This is a genomic window from Amycolatopsis sp. NPDC114484 (assembly GCF_055633755.1).
The window spans coordinates 517,124-541,962 of the sequence record NZ_JBVKDQ010000004.1; the positions used below are offsets into that span (position 1 = coordinate 517,124).

The 24,839-nt window shown below is 70.2% G+C and carries 19 protein-coding genes; 9 read left to right on the forward strand and 10 right to left on the reverse strand.

All coding sequences use genetic code 11. From position 1 onward, the window contains the following. Positions 1-19 precede the first annotated feature (19 nt). Positions 20-2,644 (reverse strand): fibronectin type III domain-containing protein, encoded by a 2,625-nt coding sequence (locus tag ACZ7SW_RS14885; protein ID WP_470230927.1) that lies wholly within the window; start codon positions 2,642-2,644, stop codon positions 20-22. 235 nt (positions 2,645-2,879) lie between these two features. Here ACZ7SW_RS14885 and ACZ7SW_RS14890 point away from each other — a divergent pair, with 235 nt between their 5' ends. The 3 genes from ACZ7SW_RS14890 to map all read left to right on the forward strand — a co-directional run bounded on the left by ACZ7SW_RS14890 (position 2,880) and on the right by map (position 6,234). After that, a complete protein-coding gene (locus ACZ7SW_RS14890; RefSeq protein WP_470230928.1) occupies positions 2,880-4,205 on the forward strand; it encodes a glycoside hydrolase family 27 protein in 1,326 nt (441 codons plus the stop codon). A 275-nt stretch (positions 4,206-4,480) separates the two neighbouring features. After that, positions 4,481-5,335, forward strand: a complete 855-nt coding sequence (locus ACZ7SW_RS14895; protein WP_470230929.1) for a GNAT family N-acetyltransferase — start codon at positions 4,481-4,483, stop codon at positions 5,333-5,335. 41 nt (positions 5,336-5,376) lie between these two features. Continuing rightward, on the forward strand, positions 5,377-6,234 hold the full coding sequence (gene map, locus ACZ7SW_RS14900; RefSeq protein WP_344286078.1) for a type I methionyl aminopeptidase: 858 nt from the start codon (positions 5,377-5,379) through the stop codon (positions 6,232-6,234). Positions 6,235-6,418: 184 nt separating this feature from the next. Here map and ACZ7SW_RS14905 read toward each other — a convergent pair whose 3' ends face one another. Then, complete coding sequence (locus tag ACZ7SW_RS14905; protein WP_470230930.1) at positions 6,419-7,093, reverse strand: FadR/GntR family transcriptional regulator; 675 nt, start codon at positions 7,091-7,093, stop codon at positions 6,419-6,421. A 48-nt stretch (positions 7,094-7,141) separates the two neighbouring features. On the opposite strand from ACZ7SW_RS14905, the gene ACZ7SW_RS14910 reads away from it, so the two are divergent. Continuing rightward, entirely contained in the window at positions 7,142-8,416 is a 1,275-nt protein-coding gene (locus tag ACZ7SW_RS14910) for a CynX/NimT family MFS transporter (RefSeq protein ID WP_470230931.1), read from the forward strand. 711 nt (positions 8,417-9,127) lie between these two features. Here the strand turns inward: ACZ7SW_RS14910 and ACZ7SW_RS14915 are convergent. The 3 genes from ACZ7SW_RS14915 to ACZ7SW_RS14925 all read right to left on the reverse strand — a co-directional run bounded on the left by ACZ7SW_RS14915 (position 9,128) and on the right by ACZ7SW_RS14925 (position 11,581). Continuing rightward, complete coding sequence (locus tag ACZ7SW_RS14915; RefSeq protein WP_470230932.1) at positions 9,128-9,400, reverse strand: hypothetical protein; 273 nt, start codon at positions 9,398-9,400, stop codon at positions 9,128-9,130. Between the two features lie 101 nt (positions 9,401-9,501). After that, complete coding sequence (locus ACZ7SW_RS14920) at positions 9,502-10,896, reverse strand: mycothione reductase (RefSeq protein ID WP_470230933.1); 1,395 nt, start codon at positions 10,894-10,896, stop codon at positions 9,502-9,504. Positions 10,897-10,966: 70 nt separating this feature from the next. Continuing rightward, complete coding sequence (locus tag ACZ7SW_RS14925) at positions 10,967-11,581, reverse strand: M15 family metallopeptidase (RefSeq protein WP_470230934.1); 615 nt, start codon at positions 11,579-11,581, stop codon at positions 10,967-10,969. 419 nt (positions 11,582-12,000) lie between these two features. Here ACZ7SW_RS14925 and ACZ7SW_RS14930 point away from each other — a divergent pair, with 419 nt between their 5' ends. Then, positions 12,001-12,819, forward strand: coding sequence for a S1 family peptidase (locus ACZ7SW_RS14930; protein WP_470230935.1), 819 nt, complete (start codon positions 12,001-12,003; stop codon positions 12,817-12,819). Positions 12,820-12,839: 20 nt separating this feature from the next. Beyond that, entirely contained in the window at positions 12,840-13,271 is a 432-nt protein-coding gene (locus ACZ7SW_RS14935) for a GNAT family N-acetyltransferase (RefSeq protein WP_470230936.1), read from the forward strand. A gap of 156 nt (positions 13,272-13,427) precedes the next feature. Here ACZ7SW_RS14935 and ACZ7SW_RS14940 read toward each other — a convergent pair whose 3' ends face one another. The 4 genes from ACZ7SW_RS14940 to ACZ7SW_RS14955 form a co-directional block, all read right to left on the reverse strand. Next, positions 13,428-14,594: an 8-amino-7-oxononanoate synthase gene (locus ACZ7SW_RS14940; protein WP_470230937.1), complete on the reverse strand. Its 1,167-nt coding sequence runs from the start codon at positions 14,592-14,594 to the stop codon at positions 13,428-13,430. Between the two features lie 944 nt (positions 14,595-15,538). Then, positions 15,539-17,263, reverse strand: coding sequence for a DEAD/DEAH box helicase (locus tag ACZ7SW_RS14945; protein ID WP_470230938.1), 1,725 nt, complete (start codon positions 17,261-17,263; stop codon positions 15,539-15,541). 320 nt (positions 17,264-17,583) lie between these two features. After that, positions 17,584-18,540: a serine protein kinase RIO gene (locus ACZ7SW_RS14950; RefSeq protein WP_470230939.1), complete on the reverse strand. Its 957-nt coding sequence runs from the start codon at positions 18,538-18,540 to the stop codon at positions 17,584-17,586. Between the two features lie 186 nt (positions 18,541-18,726). After that, positions 18,727-20,241: an FAD-dependent monooxygenase gene (locus ACZ7SW_RS14955; protein ID WP_470230940.1), complete on the reverse strand. Its 1,515-nt coding sequence runs from the start codon at positions 20,239-20,241 to the stop codon at positions 18,727-18,729. Between the two features lie 92 nt (positions 20,242-20,333). Between ACZ7SW_RS14955 and ACZ7SW_RS14960 the strand changes: the two genes are divergently transcribed. Next, positions 20,334-20,936 (forward strand): TetR/AcrR family transcriptional regulator, encoded by a 603-nt coding sequence (locus tag ACZ7SW_RS14960; protein ID WP_470230941.1) that lies wholly within the window; start codon positions 20,334-20,336, stop codon positions 20,934-20,936. 43 nt (positions 20,937-20,979) lie between these two features. On the opposite strand, the gene ACZ7SW_RS14965 is transcribed toward ACZ7SW_RS14960, so the two are convergent. Continuing rightward, the gene (locus ACZ7SW_RS14965; protein ID WP_470230942.1) at positions 20,980-21,966 is read right to left on the reverse strand and encodes an aldo/keto reductase; all 987 of its coding nucleotides are present in this window, start codon (positions 21,964-21,966) and stop codon (positions 20,980-20,982) included. An 83-nt stretch (positions 21,967-22,049) separates the two neighbouring features. Here ACZ7SW_RS14965 and ACZ7SW_RS14970 point away from each other — a divergent pair, with 83 nt between their 5' ends. Continuing rightward, the gene (locus ACZ7SW_RS14970) at positions 22,050-23,597 is read left to right on the forward strand and encodes a phytoene desaturase family protein (protein ID WP_470230943.1); all 1,548 of its coding nucleotides are present in this window, start codon (positions 22,050-22,052) and stop codon (positions 23,595-23,597) included. Positions 23,598-23,601: 4 nt separating this feature from the next. Beyond that, positions 23,602-24,690, forward strand: a complete 1,089-nt coding sequence (locus ACZ7SW_RS14975; protein WP_470230944.1) for an NAD(P)/FAD-dependent oxidoreductase — start codon at positions 23,602-23,604, stop codon at positions 24,688-24,690. The last annotated feature ends 149 nt before the right edge of the window (positions 24,691-24,839 follow it).

Below are 24,839 nucleotides of genomic sequence, written 5' to 3' on the forward strand. Positions count from 1 at the left end.
GTACGCGCCGATCCCCGGGTTACGCGGTGGTGGTTTGCACCGTCACCGCGGGGCCGACACCGGTTCCGGTGATGGCGGCGATGGTGAATGTGTACGCGGTGCCGGACTTCAGCCCGTCCACGACGCGGGTCATACCCTTCTGCGTGGGCTGGCTGACGATCGCGTCGCGTCCGGTGACCTCGATGGTGCGGCCGTCGGACACGGTGATCCGGTAGCCGATCACCGGGGTCGACCCGGTTTCCTTCGGCGGCGTCCAGTGGATGCTCGCCGCGTCAGCGCTCGGCAGCGCCTTCGCCCCGGTCGGGACGGCAGCGAGCTGGGTGCCCGGCTGCCCGACGGTGACCGGTGCCGACGGCAGCGACGGCAGGCCAGTGCCGAACCGGTTGCGCGCGGCGACCGTGACCGTGTACGTCTGGCCGTCGGTCAGCTTCGGGATCACCGTGTACCCGGTGCGTGCGAAGTCCTTGGCAGACACCGAAGCCGTGACGCTGTGCTTGCCGTCCGAAGCCGTCAGCAGGTAATCCTGCACCGGCGCACCGTTTTCCGCGACCGTCGGGTTCCAGGTCGCGTACAGCTGGCCGGACACCGAGAAGGTGCCGATCCGCGTCGGAGCCTGCGGAGCGGACGCGCCGTCGATCCGGCGGTTCAGCACCGAGCGGTGGCCCGGTTCGATGCCCGCGTTGTCCACAATGGACTTCGGCGCGGCGGCCGGGTTGTTCAGCAGGTGGTTGCCCGAAGTGATGACACCCTTCTTGTCGCCGTCCGGATCGCCCTGCTCCCAGTAGTTCCCGGAGATGACGGTCGGGTCGTTGTTGCCGAGCGAGTCGCGGTAGTCCACGTGCGTGGAGGCGACGTTGGCGTACGCCGCGTGGTAAAGCACGTTGCCGGAAACGGTTTCGTAGGTGCAGCCGTTGTCGGTGTAGACGGACTTGCCGAGACCCCACTGGTCGTAGATGACGTTCCCGGTCACCTTCTCGCCCTCGGCCTGCGACGGGCCGGTGATGCCCTGGGTGTAGATGCCGCCGCCGTCGTCCAGCGACAGCATGTAGTCGTGGATCAGGTTGTTCGACACCACGTTGTTGCGCGAGACGTTCGCCGTCGCGGCCTGCTTGATCTTGTCCGGCCAGCCGCCCCAGCCCATGGAGATGCCGGAGTACGCGACGTGGTCGATCTGGTTGTGCGACACGACATTGTCCTGCGAGTACCCGTTGACGATCGGGACCCCGCCGGTGAATTCGCGCGGCATTCCGTACAGGTGGTTGTTGGTCACCTTGACCCGCGTCGTCAGGTCCGCGCCAGCGGCGGTGGGCTTGCTGACCCCGCCGATTTCGACGCCGTTGCCGGAGATGTCGGTGAACACGCTGTCGGACACGCTGCTGTCCTGCGCGCCCTCGCCGAGGTCGAGACCAGCGGCACCGAGGTGCGCGAACACAGTGTCCTGGAACTCGATCCGCTGCCCGTGCGACATCGAGACGTTGCCGGGTTCCTTCGTCCAGTCGGCGTAGGGGCAGGAACCGCCCGGCGTGAACTGGCACAGGCCCTGCGTGGCCCAGCCGCGTTCGCCGGTGATCCGGTAGCCGGCCTGGATTTCGGAGAACCCTTCCGGCGACGACGGTTCGAGCCAGGTCGCGTAGGAGAACTGGATGCCGCGGAAGGAGATGTCGTGGATCGGCTTCTCCGCGGTGCCGCGGCCGTCTACGAGCTTCTCCAGCGCGGGCATCTCGACGTCGGCCCAGTGCAGGTTCTCGCCCTTGCGCGGCAGGTAGTACACGGTGTGCGCGGAGCGGTCGAGGTACCACTCGCCGGGAGTGTCCAGCAGTTCGAACGCATTCTCCACATAGGACGGTTGCCGCCCGTTGGTGAGATCGCCGGGGCCGACCATGTTGACCGAACGACCGGGGATGTCGGCGAACATCACGCGACGGGTCGAGTTGTCCCAGCACGGCTGCGCCATGGTGATCGTCGTGCCCGTTGCCGAGGCGACCGGGCAGCGCGGCTCGGTCCATTGGCCGAGCCCGTTGCGCTCGACGTTCCACAGCTGCTCGCCACTGGTGTAGACCAGTTCGAGGTTGCTCGGGTTTCGCCAGTGCGCCATGGTGTCGGCGGACGCGGTGTACCCGGTGTCGGTCGCCTGCACGGTCACCGGAAGCCGTCCGGACGCCCGCTGCGCGCGGACGCCGTCGACGTACAGCTGGCGAGTGTTGTCCAGTCCGGCGGGCGCGGGCGCGGAGTAGAGCCCCGGCCGTCCGGCGACCGGACGCCAACCGTTGACCTGCTTGCCGCCGCTGACCACGGTGCCCGGCGAACCCTGCCAGACGACCCGGTGGCCGTTCGTGCCGGAATCGGCCGCGTCGAGTTCGAGCGGCTTGTCGAGCCGGTAGGTGCCGGAGGCTACGTGCACGGTCAGGTCGGAGTTCAGGTGCGCGGCGCGTTGCCGGACCAGCTGCTGGGCGCGAGGGAGCGTGCGCACTGGCGACCAGACGGCGCCGGACCCGGAATCGTTGCCCCACGGCGAGACGTACAGGTCCTGGTTGCCCGGCCACGCGGCGGCGGCGCCGGCAGGCAGCAGCGCGGTCGCGGTCAGCACCGCCGCGGCCAGCCCCAGTGCGCGCCTCCCGTTCGGGCGCGCTGGTCTGAGCTTCATCCGGGACCTCCGTGTTCGCCAGTGAACGACGCGAGTCTGCGCCGCAAGAAAGATAGGATCTATTCGCGATCGTGTCGAGAGGGTGCTCGCGGATATTCTCGACATTCACGGTGGTGAACAGGGTTGATCCGGTCGGCGGGTTCCGTCCCGGCTAGCGGTCAGTGATCCGATGAATCATTGCTGACCCCGGTTCGGCGCGCGTACAACGAAGCGATCCCCGGGAGAGGTGGTCGCGATGAAGCGAAGTCGGATCGGTGTATTGGCCGCGGCGGTCGCGGTGCTGGCCGGTGCGCTGGCGGGAACAGCCGCCGCGGACAGTCAGTCGATCGAGTCCTGGACGCCGGTGGCGAGAACGCCGCCGATGGGCTGGAGCAGCTGGAGCGCGCTGCGCCGGAAGTTCACCGAGGAGACGATCAAGGCGCAAGCCGACGTCATGCACGACCGGCTCGCCGCCTACGGCTACCGCTACATCAACATCGACGCGGGCTGGAACGACCACGTCGACGAGTTCGGCCGGGTCGCGCCGGACCCGAAGAAATTCCCGAACGGCATCGCCTCGCTGGCCCGGTACCTGCACCAGCGCGGCCTGAAATTCGGCATCTACCTGGTGCCCGGCGTCCCGGCGCAAGCGGTCGCGGCCGATTCGCCGATCGAGGGCACGCCGTACCGGGTGCACGACATCGTCATGCCCGGCGCGGGCAACACCGCGGACGACAAATCCGCGAAACTCGACTTCGGCAAGCCCGGCGCGGCCGCGTACGTCCGCTCGCAGGCGCGGCAGCTGGCCTCGTGGGGCGTCGACTACATCAAAATGGACTTCGTCGGACCCGGCGGCGGAAAGATCCCCGCGGACAACCGCGAGGACATCCGGCAGTGGCACTCGGCGATCCAGGCCACCGGCCGTCCGATCCACGTGGAACTGTCGAACTCGCTCAGCATCGCCGAGGCCGCGACCTGGCAGCGCTACACCAACGGCTGGCGGATCGAGGGCGACATCGAGTGCTACTCGCACTGCGTCGGCCTCACGAACTGGGACGTGCGGGTCAAGCTGCGCTTCGCCGACGCTCCCAAGTGGACGCAATACGCGGGTCCCGGCCACTGGAACGACCTGGACTCCATCGAGATCGGCAACGGAGAAGCCAACGGCATCACCCCGGACGAGCGGCAAAGCGTGATGACGCTCTGGGCGATGGAAGCCTCTCCGCTGCTGCTCGGCACCGACCTGACGAAACTCGACCCGGACGACCTGAAACTGCTCACCAACCGCGAGGTGCTGGCCGTCGACCAGGCGGGCCGAGCGGCGCGTCCGGTTTCGCAGGCGACCCAGCAGCAGGTGTGGTTCAGCCCCGACGGCCGGGGCGGGGTGACAGTCGCGCTGTTCAACCTGGGTTCGACGGAGGCCCCGGTGACCGCGTCGTGGCAGGACCTGGGGCTTCGCGGCCCGGCGGCGGTGCGGGACCTGTGGACGCATCGGAACCTGGGAGTGAGCCGGGACAGCTTCACCGCGACGCTGGCACCGCACGCTTCGCGGCTGCTGCACCTGGTTCCGCGGCATCACTGAGCCGCGGAGGACGCGGACGTGCCAGCCGTCCGTGAAGGGAACCTTCACGGACTCTGATTCCCTCAGGGAGTCCTTCACGGACGCCCGAGGAGAAGCGCTCCGGAGGTGCCCGGGCGGGGTACCTCCGGAGCGCTTCGGCCTGCGCGCACCCGATCCGAGCACTGTCGGTGGCGGAGCCCGCCGGGGCGCCGCCGTTCGGGTGCGAGGGCCGTTCATCTCAGCGTGTCGGCTGCCTCGCGTTCCGTTCACCCGGTTCATCTGGCACTCTGGACTCCGTGTTGCGGCTTGCAGGTGCACGGCTGCTCGATGATCGGGACTATCCGGCGGTGCGCGCTGCACTCGCCGCCGACCCGGTGGGCAGCTGCATGGTCAGCGCCCGGGTCGAGGCGGCCGGTCTCGACCCGTGGCGGCTCGGTGGCGAGCTGTGGGCGGCCGACGCCCGTCCGGTGCGCGCCGGACGGCTCACCGGTTTGTGCTTCGCCGGACCGAATCTGATCCCGTTGCGCGGCAACGCTTCGGCGCTGCGGTCGTTCGCCGACCGGGCCCTGCGCAGGCAACGCACCTGCTCCTCGCTCGTCGGGCCCGCGCCGCAGGTGCTGGGACTCTGGGACGAACTGTCGGCGGAATGGGGGCCGGCCCGCGAGGTGCGCGGCGACCAGCCGCTGATGGCCCTCGAAGGCGACCCGCTGGTGCCCGCCGATCCGCAGGTCCGCACCGTCCGCCCGCACGAACTCGACCGCTACCTGCCCGCGGCGGTGGCGATGTTCATCGAGGAGGTCGGCGTCGACCCGCGCGCGGGCGACGGCGGGGCCAGCTACCGCGCCCGGGTGAGCGAACTGATCTCCACCGGCCGCGCGTTCGCCCGGTTCGAGGACGGCGAGGTCGTGTTCAAGGCCGAGATCGGCGCGATGTCCGCCCGCGTCGGCCAGATCCAGGGCGTGTGGGTGCATCCGGACCGGCGCGGCGGCGGGCTCGGCACCGCGGGCACCGCCGCGGTGGTGAATCGCCTGGTCCACGGCCTCGGCCGGACCGCGAGCCTGTACGTGAACGGGTTCAACGCGCCCGCGCTGGCGGCGTACCGGCGGATCGGGTTCCAGCAGGTCGGGCAGTACGCGACCGTGCTGTTCTGAGCTGGCTGCGCCGCGGCCGGGCGAGGTCGTAGTCTGGGGTCATGTCCGTTCGCGCCCCGTTGAAGCCCGGCGTCCAGACGCCGCGCCGTGCCGTCCCCGCCGACATCGCCCGCCCCGAGTACGTGGACCGGCCGGCGCCGAAACGGGACACCGGCAACGGAGTGCGCACGCCCGAGGTCATCGAGGCGATGCGGGTCGCGTCGAAGATCGCCGCGCAGGCTCTCGAGGAGGGCGGCAAGGCGGTCAAGCCGGGCGCGACCACCGACGACGTCGACAAGGTGGTGCACGAGTTCCTGCTCGACCACCACGCGTACCCGTCCACGCTCGGCTACCGCGGCTTCCCGAAGTCGTGCTGCACCTCGCTGAACGAGGTGATCTGCCACGGCATCCCGGACTCGACCGTGATCGAGGACGGCGACATCTGCAACATCGACGTGACGGCGTTCATCGGCGGCGTGCACGGCGACACGAACGCGACCTTCCTGGCCGGCGACGTCTCCGAGGAGGTGCGGCTCCTGGTCGAGCGCACCCGCGAGGCGACCGCACGCGCGATCAAGGCGGTCCGCCCCGGCCGCCAGCTCAATGTGATCGGCCGCGTGATCGAGGCGTACGCGAAGCGGTTCGGCTACGGAGTGGTGCGCGATTTCACCGGCCACGGCGTCGGCCCGGCGTTCCACACCGCGCCGACGGTGCTGCACTACGAGGAGCCCTCGGTGCAGACGCTGATCGAAGAGGGCATGACCTTCACCATCGAGCCGATGATCACGCTCGGCACCATCGATTACGACGTGTGGAGCGACGACTGGACGGTCACCACGAAGGACAAGAAGTGGACCGCCCAGTTCGAGCACACCCTGGTCGTGACGGCTGACGGTGCGGAGATCCTGACGCTTCCGTGAGAATGCCGTCGTGAACGCCGAGGCGAGACGCGCCGCGGTGGCGGTCCTGATCAGGATTGGATCTATACCGCCGCGGACGCACCCGTGCGGGAATGCGCTGTGACAGGACGCTGACGAGCGGACGCGTCGCGGCGCGGACCTCTTGACCGGAGTCCTCGCCGCGATCAACCCGATGAACGACTGATCACAAGCCCTCGGCCCGGGCGATCAGCTCGTCCAGGAACCCCGCCGCCTCGGCGGCCGACCGGTCCGCGTCGCGCGCTTCGATCGCGTCCACCAGTTCCCGGTGCCGGATCATCTCCGCGTGCTCCGGATTGTCCGAAGTGGACGCCACGCTCGCGGTGATCGCCTCCATCAGGCCGCGGTACAGCTCCAGCAGCAGCCCGTTGTGCCCGCACCGGACCACGACCTGGTGGAATTCCGCGTCGCTGCGGGCGAAATCGTCGAGGCGGCCTTCGTCCCAGTCGGTGTCCCGCCGGTTGAGCAGGACGCGCAGCTCGGCCACGTCCTCCTCGGTGCGCGCGGTCGCGGCCAGCCGGGCGCCCTCGACCTCCAGCAGCCGGCGCACGTGCAGCACCTCGCGCAGTTCGGTCCCGCACAGCCGGCGGATCGCGCCGGACACCTCGCTCGTCGCCCGCACATACGTGCCGTCGCCCTGGCGGACCTCAAGAATCCCGGTGTGCGCCAGCGCGCGCACGGCCTCGCGGACCGTGTTGCGCCCGACGCCCAGCTGCGCGGACAGCTCCGGCTCGGTCGGGATCCGGTGCCCGATCGGCCATTCTCCCGCGGTGACCGCCTCGCGCAGCTGATCGATGACCTGGTCGACGAGTCCGGCACGGCGGGTGGTGGCCAACGGCACAGCCTGATCCCTTCATCCAATCATCCTACGTATGAAATAGTAGCGCACATGTCCGCCGATTCCCGAGACTCTCGAGCCGTGTCCACCGCCACCTATTCCGACCGGCTCGAGCTCGAACTGGAAGGCAGCATCGAGGAAGAGGCGCCCGCCGGTCGCCGGCCGGGCGTGGTGGCCGGCGGCGTGCTGCTGGCGGTCGCGGTGGTGCTGACGGCGATGAACCTGCGGCCGGCGATCACGAGCGTCGGCCCGCTGCTCTCGGAAATGCGCGGAAGCCTCGGCGCGTCCGCGGTGTGGGCGAGCATCCTCACGACCCTCCCCGGCCTGTGCTTCGCCGGTGCCGGTCTGGCCGCGCCCGTGCTGTCGCGCCGCCTGGGCATCGGCCCGGCGATCGGTCTCGCGCTGGCGGTGCTGACCGCGGGCCTGGTGGTGCGGGTGCTCGACGGACCGTACGTCGTGCTCGGCGGCACGCTCATCGCCACCGCGGGAATCGCGCTGGTCAACGTGCTGATCCCGGTGGTCATCAAGGATTCGTTCCCAGCTCGCGTCGGGCTCATGACCGGCGTCTACACCGCGGCGCTGCAGGGCGGCGGCGCGGCGGGTTCCGCGCTGAGCCCGCCGCTGGAATCGGCCTTCGGCGGCTGGCGTGCCGCGCTCGGCGCGTGGGGTGCGCTGTCGGCGATCGCTTTGGTGGCGTGGCTGATCGCTTCGCGCGGCGCGGGCCGCCCGCCGCGCCCGGCCGCCGGTGCCGCTCGCGCCCGGTCGCTGATGCGCAGCCCTCTGGCGTGGATCGTCACGATCTTCTTCGGCCTGCAGTCGTTCATCGCCTACGTCGTGATGGGCTGGCTGCCGCAGGTCTTCATCGACGCGGGCGTCAGCAAGGCCGACGCCGGTCTGCTGCTCGGCCTGATCTCGGTGATCGCGGTGCCGATCAGCCTGGTGATCCCGCCGATCGCGGCGCGGCAGAAGAGCCAGAGCCCGTGGATCGTCGGAATGGGCGTCTTCGGCGCGGCCGGGATGCTCGGCCTCGTGATCGCGCCCGGGTTCTCGCCGCTGCTGTGGAGCGTCTTGCTCGGGATCGGGATGAGCGTGTTCTCGCTGGCGCTGACGGTGATCGCGCTGCGAGCCCGCAGCGGTGCCGAGACGGCGCGGTTGTCGGGGATGGCGCAGGGCTTCGGCTACCTGCTGGCCGCGGTGGGGCCGTTCGTGTTCGGTCTGCTGCACGACGCGACGGGCAGCTGGACGGTGTCGTTGATCGTGCTGCTCGTGGTGATGGTGACGCAGATGATCTTCGGCGGGTTGGCTGGGCGACGCCGCTTCGTCTGATCTGACGGGAAACGGGCGGCCGGTGGGTTACCGGCCGCCCGTTTTCGTTGAGTCCCAGCAAGTTCGGCCGGGCGTGGCGGAACAGTTCCAGCGTTGCGGGGTGGTCTGGTGCTGCCCGCGCCGCTGTCGAAATGTCGGCTCACTCGCCGGGCACCGCCTCTTCGGCCAGTTCAGCGAGTGCAGCCCAATCCGGTTCTCCCGCGCTGCGAGCCGCAGCGTCGAACTCCTCTGCCGTCGGCGCGCCCATCGGACACCGGGTCGAAGCCTGCATCCACATCGAAGTCCGGGCGATCGTCGCCGTACCTCCACGCCTCGGCCGACGCAAGCGGCGGAGCGGTCACGGTCGCGCCCCCCAACGTAGGCCGAAATACGGCGCGTCGTTCGCACAGCAGTGCTTCCCGTTCTACGGGTGCGGAACACCAGCTGGCGTGAGCGAAGGCAACGTCGATCTTCGCCCAGCCCGTCTCGGCGGTCGGCTGCGCGGAATCACCACTAGGTTGCTCAGGGGGTAATGCGGCAAGTTGAGCCCCGAGGGGCAGGTGGGGTTTCCTCCTGTGCCGCCGGGCCGCCCGGTCGTGCCGCCAAGCTGGGCCTTGGTGGTCCACTTTTTGGCGTGGCTGTAGAGATGGCGCAGGACATCGGGTATCTGCTGGCGGCGGTGGTGCCGACGGGATCTGCCCACTGTGGACACTCCCCGCGAGCAGAAGTCCCTTAACTCGCCAGCGCCGCGTCCTCCAGCACCGGCCCGGGAAGCTGCCCGGTGCGCCGCACATCGTCGAGCGCGGCCACCGCGACCGCGAGGCATTCCGCGGCCCGTTCGGACGGCATCGCCCGAAGCTCCTCCAGCAACGCTTGCGTCGCGGCCGTCGTCCCGAGTTCCGCCCGCCGCACGGCGAACATCAGCTCGAGATCCGTGACTTCGCTCCAGCGAGCGGCCAAATCCTTCGCGGCCACAACGATTTCCCCGGCGATCATGTCGGTCATGTCAGTCCCCGCACCTCCGCGAGAACAGTAACAACGCGACATCCTTGTTACCCGATTCGGGAATCGCCTCCCCGCGAGATCAACTCTGGGTAGCCCCAGGCTCAGTCGAGCGGCAGGTTCAGCAGCGCGTTCTCCACCAGTTCCGGCATCGCCGGGTGGATCCAGTACTGCCCGCGCGCCATCGACCGCGCGTCGAGGCCGAAGCTCATCGCCTGGATCAGCGGCTGGATGACCGTCGACGCCTGCGGGCCGATGATGTGCGCGCCCAGCAGCTGTCCGGTCGCCGGGTCGGCCAGCAGCTTCGCGAAACCGGTGGTGTCCTCCATCGCCCAGCCGTAGGCGATGCCCGCGTAGTCCTGCTTCGAGACCACAAAGGACAGTCCGCGTTCGGTCGCCCGCGCCTCGGTCAGCCCGACCGAAGCCACCTGCGGCGAGGTGAACACCGCGTGCGGCACGAACCCGTGGTCGGCCTTGATCCGGTCGTCCGGGTGCGCCAGATTGTGTTGCACCACCCGGGCTTCGTGGTTCGCGACGTGCTTCAGCTCCAGCGGCGACGAGATGTCCCCGAGTGCGTAGATGCCCTCGACGGACGTCTGCTGGTAGTCGTCCACCACGACGTGCCCGCGCTCGGTGGTGGCGACGCCGGTGGCGGCCACGTCGAGCAGATCCGAGTTCGGCTTGCGGCCGGTGGCGACCAGGATCAGGTCGGCCTCGACGGTCTCCGCGCCCTGCGGGCCTTCGAGATCCAGCGCGACCCCGTTGTCCGTGCGGCGCGCGCGGACCGTCTTGCGGTCCAGCCGGACGTCGAACCGCTGCGAAGCCAGTTCGGTGAACCGGGCGCTGACGTCCGCGTCCTCTTGCCGCAGCAGCGCGCCCGAGCGGTTCACCATCGTGACCGCGACGCCGAACGAAGCGAAGACGTGCGCGAACTCCGCCGCGATGTAGCCGCCGCCGAGCACGGCGATCCGCTCCGGCAGGGCGTCGAGGCGCATGATCGTGTCGGAGGTGTAGTAACCGGTTTCGGCGAGCCCCGGCACGTCCGGGATCACCGGGCGCCCGCCCGCGGCGAGCACGAACCGGTCGGCGGTGACGACCTCGTCCGGACGGCCGTCGGGGAAGCTGACGCGCAGCTCCTTCATGCCGGTGAACCGGCCCTCGCCGCGGTAGACGTCGACGTTGCGGTTGTCCTCGTGGTTCTCGCGGTACTCCGCGCCGCCCTCGGCGATCGGGTCGATCCGGCCGAAGATCCGGTCCCGGATGTCCGGCCAGCGCACCGCGGTGAGCTCCTCGTCCACGCCGAAGCGCGAACTGCCCGCGGGCGTCGCGGCGACGTCGGCGGCGTAGACGAACATCTTCGTCGGGATGCAGCCGACGTTCAGGCAGGTCCCGCCGAACACGCCCTTCTCGACGATGGCCGTCCGGAGGTCGGCGAACTCCGGCCCGAGGATCGAGTTGCCCGATCCGGTCCCGATGATCACCAGGTCGTAGTGCGGCACGGCGGTCCTTCCCGAAAGCGGTCTGCTGCCAGCCTAGTCAACTCCCGCGCCCCGCCCGGGTGTTCCCGGATCACTCGCCGTTGGCTGTGAAATGCATCCGGTCGACCGGCGAGGTCCACGCCCCGCCCCACTGCCAGCCCACCCCGGCGAACGCGCGCACGACCGGGCCGCCGGCGGTGGCCATCCCCGGCCGCACGTTCGCGCGGTCGACGTAGGCGGACGCCAGCTCCGGGACGACGAGGTCGTCCTTGGTGTACGGGTTGCAGAACGGATTGACGTCCACCGCGAGCCCGTACGCGTGCGCGGACCAGTTCTTCTGCCCGCGCATCGGACGGCAGACGAACGCGCTGGTGTCGTTGCCGTCGCCGGTCGGCGGTGCGTCGAGTTCGGCGGGGGAGGTGACGCGCATTTCCTCGATGGGGAACTGCTGCGCGTACAGCTCGCTGAACGCCTTCACCACCGCCGAGGCCGCGTCCTTGTTGACCAGCAGCTCACCGGTGTGCGCGCGATGGTCGAAGCCCCAGAAGGAAAGCGTGACGTAGCGGAGATCGGCCGACGACACCGGACAGGCGGCCTGCCACGTGCTGCGCTTGAGCACGGGGTCGGGGACGTCGGCGATCTTCGCGGTGTACGTGGTGCTCGTCGGCGGAGGAAGGAAGTCCTGAGTCGGCAGCGAGCGGTTCACCAGTTCAGGTGGAGTTGGCCGGATCTCGCCGAAGCCGTCTGGGCGCAGCGGCAGCGGATGGGCACCCACCTGCCAGGTGACGGGGGGCGCGCTCGTCGCTGTCCGAGTTGCCGGAAGTGTCGGGCTGGGCGGCGCCGACGGCGCGGTCAACGGGCTCGGCGGGGGTGCCGCTGGGGTGCTCGTGGCACATCCGGCCAGCAAGAAGACTGTCAGCGCGCTGGCTGTCGCGGCTGTTTTCCGTCGCATGGCCCCCAGCTAAGCGAATGCGCTCGGTGTATAGAGAGTCCACCCGTTCCAGTGACACCGTTTTGGGCTTGGCCCGTTTAGGGTAATCGCGGCCGTGTGTGCACGCGCCGGAGCCGGTTGATTCCCGAGCGCGTCCAGGCTGTGCTGTCGTAGTGCCGATGAAGGGAAAGCCCATGCCCGCGAAGTTCCGTCGTCCGGTCCTGCTCGCGGCGGGGTCGCTGCTCGCCGCCGCGATCGCGGTCCCGGTCGGTTCGGCCTGGGCCTCGACGCCGTCCGACCCGGGTTCGCACGCGCAGCCGCGGATCGTCGGCGGCGGCGAAGCGTCGCTGGCCGACCATCCGTACGCGGTGTACCTCACCGACCAGAGCGGTTCGCAGTTCTGCGGCGCGGTGATCGTGAGCCCGTCCGCGGTGGCGACCGCCGCGCACTGCGCGAAAGCCCTGCCGAAGTCGTCGGTCCACGTGGTCGCCGGCCGCCAGGACAAGCGCGGCGACGACGGGGTGGAGCTCGGCGTCTCGCGGGTCTGGGTGAACCCGGACTACAGCGACCCGACCAAGGGCAACGACATCGCGGTCCTGACCGTGCGCGGACGGCTGCCCTACCGCGCGGCGAAGCTCGCGGACAAGAGCGACCAGTCGCTGTACGCGGAAGGCACGAAGGCGACCGTGCTCGGCTGGGGCCGCCTTTCCGAGGGCGGGCAGCGGTCGGACGTGCTGCGCAGCGCCCAGGTGCCGCTGGTCAGCGACTCCACCTGCAAATCGGCCTACGACACCTACGCTCCGGCGAGCATGGTGTGCGCCGGGTACGCCGAAGGCGGCCAAGACGCGTGCCAGGGCGACTCCGGCGGCCCGCTCGTCGAGGGCGACACGCTGATCGGCATCGTGTCCTTCGGCGACGGATGCGGAAAGCCGGGCAAGCCCGGCGTGTACACGCGGGTTTCGCAGTTCTCCGACGACATCGCGGCGCAATCCCAGGCGCGGCTTTTCGGCTGACCTGTGTTAAGCAGGGTGGTGTGACGACTCTGCACCGCGCCGCCGGGCCCGACCTCGCCGCTGCTGATCTGTACGAGATTCTCCGGCTGCGGTCGGAGGTGTTCGTGGTCGAGCAGGACTGCGTGTACGCCGACATCGACGGGCGCGATCTGCTTCCGGAGACGCAGCACCTGTGGCTGGCTTCCGGTTCGGAGGTTCTGGCGTGCTTGCGGGTGCTGGCCGAGCCTGGCGTCGGGTCGCGGATCGGCCGGGTGGTGACGGCGAAGTCGGCGCGCGGCCAGGGTTTGGCGGCGCAGCTGATGGCGGCTGCGCTGGAGGGTGCGGCGGGGGAGTTCGTGCTGGATGCGCAAACGTATGCGCAGGGGCTTTACGCGCGGTTCGGGTTTGTCGTTGAGGGTGCGGAGTTTCTGGAGGACGGGATCCCGCACGTCACGATGCGCCGCCCGGGTTAGCCGCGAGACGCGGCGTTCTGCGTTTGTTGGCCGAGGCCCGTGGTGGCGGCGCTGCCGGGGAGTGCGTGCTGGATCCGCGACAGCTTTATGCGCGGTTCGGGTCTGTCACTGAGGACGTTCCTGGACGACAGCGCACATCCCCATGCGCCGCGAAGGTCAGCCGCGAGGCGCGGTTGCCGTGATCACCTTCACCGCACGGTCGACGTCCGCTTCGGACAGGTCCGCGCGGGCGGTGAGGCGCAGCCGGGAAACGCCGTCCGGCACAGCGGGCGGGCGGAAGCAGCCGACCTGGATTCCTTGCTCCGCACAGGCTTCCGCCCACGCGGCGGCCGCTTGCGGCGTCGGCGCCGGCACGGCGACCACTCCGGCTTCCGGCAGCTCGGCCGACAGACCGGCGTTCTTCAACCCCATCGCCAGGTTTCCGGCGTTCTCGATGACCTTCGCCGGCAGATCCGGTTCGGACTTGAGCACCTGCAACGCAGTCAGCGCGGCGGCGGCACTGGCCGGGGCGAGGGCGGTGTCGAAGATGAAGCTGCGCGCGGTGTCGACGAGATGCCGGATCACCCGGCGCGGACCGACGACGGCGCCGCCTTGCGCGCCGAGGGCGTTGGAGAGCGTCAGGGTGGTGACGACGTCCGGCGCGGACGACAGACCCGCGGCGTGCACCGCGCCCCGGCCGCCTTCGCCGAGGACGCCGAAGCCGTGCGCGTCGTTGACCACCAGCGCGGCGCTGTGCGTACGGCAGATTTCGGCGAGTTCGCCCAGCGGCGCGAGTTCGCCGTCGGCGGAGAACACCGAGTCGGTGACCACGATCGCGCGCGGCTTGCGGCGTGTGGCCAGCGCGTGCTTGATCGCCGACGGGGTGGAGTGCTCGACGGCGGCGATGTCCGCACGCGACAAGCGGCAGCCTTCGACCAGAGACGCGTGGACGTACTTGTCGGTGACGATCGCCGATTCGGACCCGGACAGAGCGGTCACCGCGCCGAGGTTGGCGGTGAAGCCGGAGGAGAACACCAGCGCCGCTTGGGCTCCGCAGAACCGGGCCAGTTCGTGTTCGAGTTCCGCGTGCAGTTCGGTGGACCCGGTGCCCAGCCGCGATCCGGTGGCCCCGGCACCCCAGCGCAACGCGGCCGCGGCGGCCGCCCCGGCGACGCGCTTGTCACGGGCGAGGCCGAGGTAGTCGTCGCCCGCGAGATCGAGCGAGGTGTGCTGCGCGGACCGCGGGTTCATCCGGCGGGAGAGACCGGCTTCCGCGCGCCGCTGGCCTTCGGTTTCAAGCCAGTCGAAGACGTTCTCAGGCGGCAGCGGCGGAGTGTCAGTCACCCAGGCAGTGTCGCATCCGGCCGGGTGGCGTGTTTGCCGCCCCCGCCTCGTGAAGAGCGGGAAGCGGGGCGGGGCAACGGAAACCGGGTTGGTGCGGTGGTTTCAGGAGGTGGCCGGGTGGCGGCGCGTGGTTCGGCGGGCGGGATCCTGCTTGGCGATGGCCGCGGTGCTGGGGGTGACTTTCGGGGTGTGGCGGCTTCGGCGGTGGCTGGTCGGGAGTGTGGTTGGCGGGCGGGATGCTGGTCGGCGGTGGCTGCTGTGCCGGGGGTGGCTTTCGGGGTGTGGCGGTTCGGATGCGGCTGGGCAGGGGAGCGTGGTTCGGCGGGCGGGATCTTGCTTGGCAGTGGCCGTTGTGCCGGGGGTGATTTTCGGGGTGTGGCGGTTCGGATGCGGCTGGGCAGGGGAGCGTGGTTCGGCGGGCGGGATCCTGCTTGGCGATGCTGCTGTGCCGGGTGTGATTTTGGGGTGAGGGGCTGGTGCGGTGGCTTCGGAGGTGGCTGGCCGGGGGAGCGCGGTTAGCCGGGCGGGATCCTGCTTGGCAACGGTCCCTGCGCTGGGCGCGACTTTTCGGAGGCGGCTGGGCAGGAGAGCGTGGTTCGGCGACCGAGATCCTGTTGGGTACCGGCCACTGTGTTGGGCGTGACTTTCGCCTGTGGCGGTTTCGGAGGTGGCTGGCGGAACGTGGTCAGGTGGGCGAGCCCCTGCTCGGCAATGGGCGCTGCGCCGGGTTTCGGCGTGCGGTGGCGGTTTCGGAGGTCGCTGTCCAGCGGAGCGTGCTCCGCCGACCGAGATCCTGCTTGGCAATGACTGCTGCCCCGGGTGCGGGGCGGCGGTGAGCCTGGGTCTGGCCGCTGCGATGTGCGCCCCGGCTCGGCAGGCGAAACCCCGGAAACGAAGAACGGCCCCGCCGAAGCGGGGCCGTTCTTAGGAAATCACAGCGTCAATCAGGCGTCGTGACCGCGACGCGGGCCGCGGCTCGGGCGTCCGAAGCCGCCGCCGGAGCGCGACTGCGTCCGGCTGCGGCTGTAACCGCCACCGTTGCGGTTCTCACGGGGAGCGTAGCCGCCTTCACGCGCGTAGCCGCCCTCGCGACCACCTTCGCGCGAGTAGCCGCCTTCGCGACCGCCCTCGCGTGCGTAGCCGCCTTCGCGCGGAGCGCGGCCCTCGTACGAACCACGGTTGTAACCGCCTTCGCGGGAACCGCCGTTGTCACGCGAGCCGTAACCGCCGCGGTCATCGCGGGAGCCGTAGCCGCCGCGGCCGCCTTCGCGGGAACCGCGGTAGCCGCCGCCTTCGCGCGGGCCGCGGAAGCCGCCGCGGTCGCCGCCGAAGCCTCGGCCGCCGGAGCGGCGCGGGGACTCCCGGCGACGCTCGACCACCGGCTCGCCGCTCGGCTCGCGGGCACCGGTGATGCGCGACAGGTCCTCGTCAAGCGGGCGGATCATCGTGGTCTCGGCGCGCACGCCCGCCCGGTCGGTCATCCGGCGGACGGTGCGCCGCTGGTCGTTCGTCACCAGGGTGACGACGATGCCGGACGCGCCCGCTCGCGCGGTGCGGCCCGCGCGGTGCAGGTAGTCCTTGTGGTCCGCGGCCGGGTCGACGTGCAGCACCAGCGAGATGTTGTCGACGTGGATGCCACGCGCGGCGACGTCGGTGGCCACCAGGACCGCCGCGTGGCCTTCCTTGAAGTCGGACAGGACCCGGTTGCGCTGACCCTGGGTCTTGCCGCCGTGCAGCGCCTCCGCGTGCACGCCGCTCTCGCGCAGCCGCTCGGTGAGCCGGTCGACGTGGTGCTTGGTGCGCACGAACATGATCGTGCGGCCCTCGCGGGCTCCGATCCGGGTGATGATGTCCTGCTTGTCGGAGTGCGACACCTGGAACAGGTGATGGTCCATCGTGGTGACGCTCGCGGTCGACGGCGCGACCGAGTGCGTGACCGGGTCGGTCAGGTACTGCCGGACCAGCCTGTCGACGTCGCCGTCGAGCGTCGCGGAGAACAGCAGCCGCTGCCCGCCGGGAGGGGTCAGGTCCATGATCTCGCGGACCTGCGGCATGAAGCCCATGTCGGCCATCTGGTCGGCCTCGTCGAGCGCGATGAAGTTGCAGTCGCCGAGCGAGGCGGTGCCCTGGCGGACGTGGTCCGACAGCCGGCCCGGGGTGGCGATCAGCAGGTCGACGCCGCGGGCGAGCGATTCCGCCTGGCGGCCGAAGGACATGCCGCCGACCGCGGTGCGGCACCACAGGCCGAGCGACTTGGCCAGCGGGGTCAGCGAGTCGGCCACCTGCATGGCCAGCTCGCGGGTCGGGACCAGCACGAGCGCGCGGGGGCGCTTCGGGCGGGCCTTGCCGCCGTCGAGCCGGGCCAGGATGGCCAGGCCGAAGGCCAGCGTCTTGCCGGAACCGGTCTGGGCGCGGCCCAGCACGTCGCGGCCGGCCAGCGCGTCCGGGATGGTCGCGGACTGGATCGGGAACGGGGCGTCGATGCCCGCCTCGGAAAGCGCCCGCAGCAGCGGCTCGGGCAGGCCCAGCTGGGCGAAGGTCTTCACGGCGGGGGTTTCCACCGTGTCGTCGTGGAGAACGTCTCCACCGGCCGGCCGGTGCCGCGGCTTGCGCTCGGGGCGGCCCGCTCGGGAGCGGGCGGACTGGCCGGAGTCGTACGTGATCGTCACAAATGCCTCTCGGACGTGGCACGTCGCAAGGAGGCCCGGGCTGCCCGCGCACAGGCAGGGCAAGATGGTGTGGCGATGGGCGTTCACAGGGACGGACCCGGTGCGCCTAGCCATGGCGTGGCACACCGACGGAAATTGCTTCGGATGGCCGCGAGTCCTTCTGCGGACTGTGGAGGCGACGGACACCAACTCATCCACGCCGCCGTTGCGGTCTTGACACACTCTACCTGAGAGATCGCGGTTACCCCGCACCCAGGTGCGCGGTTGTGGGCGGGGTCGCAGGTGTGCGCTGCCGCACACCCGCGGCCCCGCCCGCTCGTTCAGCCGAGACCGGCCGCGTTTTCCAGTTCCCGCACCAGGTCACCGGTGTCGGTGACCTGTTCGGACAGTCCGCGGCCGTGGAACCAGCCGGCGAGGTTCGCGACGTCGCGGGCGAGGAATTCCCGGCCGCGCGGGTTCGCGATCACGTCGACCGCCTGGGGAAGATCGATCACCATCAAGTGACCTTCGTGCACCAGGAGGTTGTACGCGGACAGGTCGCCGTGTGCGAGTCCTTGTCCGGCCAGGAGTTCCAGCGCGGACACGGCTTGCTCCCACAGGTCGGCCAGCTCGCCGGGTCCGGGGCGCAGTTGCGCCAGCCGGGGCGCGGCGGTCCCGTCGGGTTCGCCGAGGAATTCCAGCAGGATCTCGGTGCCGTGCCGCTGCACCGGATACGGCACCGGCGCGCCGATCGTCCACAAGCGACTGAGGACGGCGAACTCCGCCACCGCCCACTGTTCGGCGATCAGGTTGCGGCCGAACGAGGTGCGCCCGGCCATCGCGCGCATCTCGCGGGACCGGCGCATCCGCCTGCCCTCGAGATAACCCGCGTCGCGGTGGAACAGCTTGTGCTCGTCTGAGCGGTATCGCTTGGCCGCCAGCAAAACGCCGTCCTCGCCGGGGAGGTTGCGGCGCAGCAGATGGACATCCGCTTCCTTGCCGGTCTTGAGCACGCCGAGGTCGGTGTCGACCGCGGCGAGTTCCGTGACCACCCAATCCGGCCGCGGATGCGGGCCTTGGTCGGCGTCGTCCCAGTTGGTCCATCGGTCGGCGCCGTCGGGCAGTTCGGTTTCGGTGTAGGCGTCCTCGCGAAGCTGGGCGAGACGGACTCGCTCGGCTTCGGTGAGCCGTCCCCGGCGGGCCGGGGCAGGCCCGTCGTCGTAGCCGGGACGACGGCGCATCCGGCGGTCGGAGTAGTCGGAGGCGTCGGAAAATTCGTCGAAATCGTGCTCTCGCACTGGTGGGTTCTCCTAGATCAGGGTGCCCACCGGGCGAGCGCGTGCTCTAGCCGAGGCGGGCGGGCGGAAGAGGGCAGGACAGCGCCCGGACAATCTCCACGACGCACCTCCCTTGCTTCCGGCAGCCGGCGGCTTCCCGCCGGACGCCGACCACTGTGCCGCCCGCCTCGAACCCGCGCAACTGATTTATTTCGCGCCCGCCCAGCGCGCGAGCGCGGCGTCGAGAAACTTTTGTTCGTCGCTCCCGGAGCTCGCCCAGACGATCACTCCGTCCGGCCGGACGAGGAGGCTCGGTTCCTCGGCCGGATCGGCGACGTACGCGAGCCGGTCGTCCAAGCCGGACACCGCGAAACGGCCGTCGGCGGAGTGGTCGACGAGCACGAACCGGCCGTCGTGCGCGTGGTCGGCGAGGCGGGTCCCGGACGTCAGCTCCACGTCCCCGGCGATCGACCCGACCGGTTCGGCGGCGTTGTCCGCGACGTCGTAGTGCTGCAGGATTCCGGACGACAGCGCGACGATCCGGTTCATCGCGGCCGGCACCCGGAGCAGTTCGCCGCCGACGATCCTGCGCAGCTGCTCGGTGCGTTCGTCTCCGCGCAGGAGCGCGACCTGGGCGCGGGTCCAGTCGAGCACCCCGGCGCCGATCGGGTGACGTTCGGTTTCGTAGGTGTCGAGCAGTCCGGCCGGAGCCCAGCCCTGGACGGTCGCGGCGAGTTTCCAGCCGAGGTTCGCCGCGTCGCCGAGGCCGAGGTTCAGGCCTTGCCCGCCGAGCGGGGAGTGGACGTGCGCCGCGTCGCCGGCCAGGAACACGCGGCCGTGCCGGTAGTGCCGCGCCTGGCGCGCGTTGTCGGTGAACCGCGTTGCCCGGCCGCGGATTCCGGTGATGGTGACCGGCACGCCGGTGACGTCGCGGACGGCTTCCTGCAGTTCCTCGACCGACACCGGAACGTCGCGGTCCCGCGGCGGCTGCCGGAAGCGGCTGAGGAAGATGCGGCCGGGGACCGGGCCGTACGCGTAGACGCCGCGTGGCGTCCAGGTCCAGCCGGGGCGCAGGCCGCTCGCGTCTTCGAAATCGGCGATGGCCTGGTAGCCGGTCATTTCCGGGCCCGTGCCGGCGAACTCGACGCCGAGCTGCTTGCGGATGACGCTCCGCCCGCCGTCGGCCGCGACGAGCCAGCTCGCGGTGAACTCGCCCGCGCTCGTCTCGACCGTCACTGCTTCGTCAGCGTCCCGCACCCCGTGCACTTCGACGCCGCGCCGGACGTCGACGCCAAGCTGAGCGCAGTGTTCGGCGAGCATCTGCTCGACCTCCTGCTGCGGCACGCCGAGCCCGTTCGACACCGCCCGGTGCGCGGCGAGCACGGGGTCGCTCTGATCGATCAGGTCGTTGTCGAACAGGAAACCGGCGAAGTGCCCCGCCGCGAGGAACCGGCGGCCACCTCGTTTGGCGGCCTCGACGGTCGGGCCGAATTTGCCGACCGACGCGAGGAACCGCCGCTGCGCCGCCTCCGCCGCGGGCAGCAGGCCGCGCCGGTCGAGCAGTTCGGCGCTGGCGACGTTGACCGACCCGGCCTTGATGTTCAGGTCCGGCTCCGCAAGCCGGTCCAGGACGGTCACTCCCACTCCGCGCAGTGCGAGCTCCCCGGCGAGGAACAGCCCGGTGGGCCCGGCCCCGGCGACGATCACCTCAGTCCGCTCCATGACGTTCTCCCCTTTACCCTTGCTAGACGGCTTAACCAAGTGCGCTTACCGAGTAAGCTTACCAGGTAAATGTAACACGGAAGGGTGGACTCATGCCGAATCGCGGCGATCGAGGCGGAGCCAAGACGCGGGCGCGGATCGCCGAGGTCGCGACCGGGCTGTTCCTGGAGCGCGGGTTCGACGCGGTCACGATCGCCGAGGTCGCCGCCGCGGCCGGGGTGTCCAAGGTGACGGTGTTCTCGCACTTCGAGCGCAAGGAAGACCTGCTGCTGGACCGCTTGCCGGAGGCGATCGAACTGGTGCTGTCGGCGGTCCGCGAACGGACTGGCGGCGTGGTGGACGCGCTCCGGCAGCTCGCGCTGACGCTGACCGAAGAGCAGCACGTGCTGTCCGGCGTCGGCGGTGAAGTCGAGCCGCTGATGCGGACGGTCGCGGGGTCGCCCGCGCTGATCGCGCGGCTGCGGGCGTTCGAGTACGAGATGGAGACCGAGCTGGCCGCGGAACTCACCGCGGACGAGCGGTTTTCCGGGGACGCGGAGCTGGTCGCGGCGTTGGTGGTGGCGGCTTACCGGACGGTGGCGGTGGCGACGATCCGGCGTCGGCTGGAAGGGGAGGACCTGGCCGGGCTTGCGGAATCGCACCGGGAGCGGTTGACGCAGGTGTTCGATGTGGTGGAGCGCATGGTCGGAGAGTGAGGCGACGCTGGATCTCCGGGGTCCAGCGCCGCCTCAAGGCAGCTCAGCGGTTGACGAACGCGAGGTGCGCCGCGTCGTAACGCTCGCCCGCGAAGTTCTCCGGCGCGGCGACAGCTTCGATCGCGGCGAGGTCGTCGGCGGTCAGCTCAACCGTCAGAGCCGCGAGGTTTTCCTCCAGGTACTGCTTCCGCCGCGTACCCGGGATCGGCACCACGTCCTCGCCGCGCGCCTGCACCCACGCCAGCGCCAGCTGTCCGGTCGTGACCTCTTTCGCGGTGGCCAGCTCTTCCAGTTTCGCCACGATCGCGAGGTTCCGGTCGAGGTTGCCGTCGGCGAAGCGCGGCTGGTAGCGCCGCACGTCGTTGTCCGCCATGGTTTCGGTGGAGCGGTAGCGGCCGGTCAGGAACCCTCGGCCGAGCGGGGAGAACGGGACGAGGCCGATGCCGAGTTCGCGGCAGGTCGGCGCGATTTCGGCTTCGAGGTCGCGGGTCCACAGCGACCATTCGCTCTCCAGCGCGGCGATCGGGTGCACCGCGTGTGCGCGCCGGACGGTCTGCGCGCTCGCCTCGGAAAGCCCTAGGTGACGGACCTTTCCCGCCGTGACCAGTTCCGCCATCGCGCCGGCGGTTTCCTCGATCGGCACGTGCGGATCGACTCGGTGCAGGTAGTACAGGTCGATGTGGTCGACGCCGAGCCGTTGCAGGGAGGCTTCGCAGGCCTGGCGCACGTAGGCGGCGTCGCCGCGGACTTCGGTCGGCTCGCCGAGGCGGTTCGCGATGCCGAATTTGGTGGCCAGCACTACTTCTTCGCGGCGGCCGGCGATCGCGCGGCCGATGAGTTCCTCGTTGTGGCCGGAGCCGTAGAAGTCGGACGTGTCCAGGAATCTCACCCCGAGGTCGAGGGCGTGGCGCAGCGTCTCGATCGACTGCGCGTCGTCGGTCGCGCCGTAGCCGTGGCTCATTCCCATGCAGCCCAAGCCCTGTGCGGAAACCGTCAGTCCGCCGAGGTTCCGGGTCGGGACGTCGGTCATGGTCGCTCCTTCTGCGCCGGATCTTGTCCTTGGCGACGCTAAGACCTGGAGTGCGCTCCGGGTCAAGCATTAGGCTCGCGGCGGTGGACTACGACGCGGTGATCGTGGGCGGCGGGCACAACGGGCTCGTCGCCGCTGCCTATCTGGCCCGGGCCGGACGGTCGGTGCTGGTGCTCGAACGACGTGCGGAGATCGGCGGCGCGGCGGTGTCGTTCCGCGCTTTCCCCGGCGTGGACGTCCGGCTCTCGCGCTATTCGTACCTGGTCAGCCTGCTGCCGAAGCGGATCGCGGCCGAGCTGGGTCTGGACGTCCAGCTGCGGAGGCGGCGCATGTCGTCGTACACACCGGTCGGCGACACGGGTCTCCTTGTCGACACGGGAGACGACGGGCGGACTGGCGCGTCGTTCCGCGCGGTTACTGGTTCCACAAAGGACTATGCGGCCTGGCAACGGTTTTACGCGTCGGCGGCGCGGGTGGCGGAGGCGACGTTCGATTCGCTGACTGAGCCGTTGCCGACGCGGGCTGAGTTGCGCCAACGGATCGGCGACGACGAGGCGTGGGCGACGTTCTTCGAGCGTCCGGCGGGGGAAACGCTGCGCGGGTTGTTCGAGGACGAGGTCGTGCGCGGGGTGGTGCTCACCGATGCGTTGATCGGCACTTTCGCCTCCGCCGACGACGAGCAGCTTCGGCAAAACCGTTGCCTGCTCTATCACCTCATCGGCAACGGCACCGGTGATTGGGACGTCCCGGTCGGAGGAATGGGTGCGGTCACCGATGCGCTCGCGGACGCGGCTCGTCGAGCTGGGACGACGCTGGTCACCGGCGCGGAGGTGCTGTCGGTGGCACCGGACGGCGAAGTTCGTTACCGCACCGGCGATACGGAACACGTGGTGGCCGGCGGGCATGTGCTCGCGAATGTCGCGCCGCGCACGCTCGCCCGGTTGCTCGGCGAGGAGCCCGCGGAGTCGCCGGAGGGTGCGCAGTTGAAGGTGAACATGGTGCTGCGGCGGTTGCCTCGGTTGCGTGATGCGACGGTCGATCCGCGTGACGCGTTCGGCGGGACCTTTCATGTGAACGAATCGTTTGCTCAGCTCGAAACTGCCTATCGGGAGGCTGCTGCAGGCCGGATTCCGACGGTGCCGCCGTGCGAGATCTACTGCCATTCGCTGACTGATCCGTCGATTCTCGGTCCGGCTGAGCGGGCGGCTGGGGTGCAGACGTTGACGTTGTTCGGCCTGCACATGCCCGCTCGGCTGTTCGAGGCGGACAACGACGGTGCGAGAGCGGAGGCGTTGCGGGCCACGGTGGCGTCGCTGGACAGTGTGCTCGCGGAGCCGATCTCGGACTGTCTGCTGCTGGATGGCGACGGGAAACCGTGTATTGAAGCCAAAACGCCGCTGGATTTGGAGGCGGAGCTGGGGTTGCCGCGCGGGCACATCTTCCATCGCGACCTGTCGTGGCCGTACGGCGACGACGAGACGGCGGGGACCTGGGGCGTCGAAACTCGGCACGAACGGGTGTTGCTGTGCGGGGCGGGGGCGGTTCGCGGCGGCGGGGTCAGCGGGATTCCTGGGCACAACGCGGCGATGGCGGTGCTCGGTCGACGTTTCGGCGGCGGACAGGCAGGGTGAAGACATGCGCGTGATCGTGATCGGCAGCGGTATCGGCGGGGCTTCGACGGCTTACCATCTGGCGCGGCAAGGGGCGGACGTCGTCGTGGTGGACGCGGATCGGGCCGGGGTGGCGACCGACGCAGGCGCCGGGATCGTCAGCCCTTGGACGTCTGCTTGGGAGGAGGCGGTCTATCCGCTCGCGGCCGCGGCTGGACGGTATTACCCGGCTTTGGCGGCGGAATTGAGCGAGACTGGGCATGAATCGTCGTACGAGGTTGTCGGCGGGATGGTGGTGTCGGCTCTCGAAGAGGAGCTGACCGAGGCTTATGACCGGCTCGTCGGGCGGGTGGCGAACGCGCCGGAGGCCGGGGTTGTCGAGCGGCTGGACGCTGGGCAGGCGCGGGAGCTATTTCCGCCGCTGGCTTCGGAGTTGGCCGCGGTGCATTTGTCGGGGGCCGGGCGCGTGGACGGGCAGGTGCTGCGGCGTGCGCTGATCTCGGCGGCGATCGACCGGGGGGTCGAGTTTGTGACCGCCGAGGCTTCGTTGGAGCCGGGGTTGCGGGTGCGGGCCGGGGCGGAGGAGCTGGTCGGGGACGCGGTGGTGCTTGCTGCTGGGGCCTGGTCGGGGGAGGTGGCCGAGGCGTTGGGGGTGCCGGTGCCGGTGGTGCCGCAGCGGGGGCAGATCAGTCATTTCGACGTGCCCGGGGCGGATACCGCTTCTTGGCCGGTGGTGTTGCCTCGGAGCAGCCATTATTTGCTGGCGTTTCCCGGTGGGCGGGTGGTGGCGGGGGCTACCCGGGAGAGCGGGGCCGGGTTCGACCATCGGGTGACCGCGGCTGGGCAGCGGGAGGTTTTGGAGCAGGCGCTGGCTGTCGCGCCTGGGTTGGGGGAGGCGGGGCTGGCGGAGACTCGGGTGGGGTTTCGGCCGGTGTCGCCGGACGGGGTGCCGTTGCTGGGGCAGGTCGCGCCTGGGTTGTATTTGGCGACTGGGTTCGGTCCGGCTGGGCTTACGTTGGGGCCGTATTCGGGGAAGCTGGTGGCGGAGCTGGTGTTGGGGGCGGATGTTCCTGGGGAGTTGCTGGGTGGGTGTGCGCCTGGGAGGTTTTCTTGAGGGTGTGCGGGGTGTGAGGGGGCTCGTCGCCTGGCGGCGACATTGCGCCTCGTTGTTGCGTGGGGCACCCCGAAGCTGATTGTGATGACGGTCTTGGGGTGCTTGTCAAGGCGGGAAAGATGCCTTGACAAGCACCCCAAGACCGCATT

Bases quoted from the DNA above. Each gene is read 5' to 3' on its own strand.
- ACZ7SW_RS14965 (WP_470230942.1), bottom strand. From the start codon at position 21,966: ATGACCGACGTCCCGACCCGGAACCTCGGCGGACTGACGGTTTCCGCA.
- ACZ7SW_RS14930 (WP_470230935.1), top strand. From the start codon at position 12,001: ATGCCCGCGAAGTTCCGTCGTCCGGTCCTGCTCGCGGCGGGGTCGCTG.
- ACZ7SW_RS14960 (WP_470230941.1), top strand. From the start codon at position 20,334: ATGCCGAATCGCGGCGATCGAGGCGGAGCCAAGACGCGGGCGCGGATC.
- ACZ7SW_RS14975 (WP_470230944.1), top strand. From the start codon at position 23,602: ATGCGCGTGATCGTGATCGGCAGCGGTATCGGCGGGGCTTCGACGGCT.
- ACZ7SW_RS14890 (WP_470230928.1), top strand. From the start codon at position 2,880: ATGAAGCGAAGTCGGATCGGTGTATTGGCCGCGGCGGTCGCGGTGCTG.
- ACZ7SW_RS14885 (WP_470230927.1), bottom strand. From the start codon at position 2,644: ATGAAGCTCAGACCAGCGCGCCCGAACGGGAGGCGCGCACTGGGGCTG.
- ACZ7SW_RS14955 (WP_470230940.1), bottom strand. From the start codon at position 20,241: ATGGAGCGGACTGAGGTGATCGTCGCCGGGGCCGGGCCCACCGGGCTG.
- map (WP_344286078.1), top strand. From the start codon at position 5,377: ATGTCCGTTCGCGCCCCGTTGAAGCCCGGCGTCCAGACGCCGCGCCGT.
- ACZ7SW_RS14910 (WP_470230931.1), top strand. From the start codon at position 7,142: ATGTCCGCCGATTCCCGAGACTCTCGAGCCGTGTCCACCGCCACCTAT.
- ACZ7SW_RS14915 (WP_470230932.1), bottom strand. From the start codon at position 9,400: ATGACCGACATGATCGCCGGGGAAATCGTTGTGGCCGCGAAGGATTTG.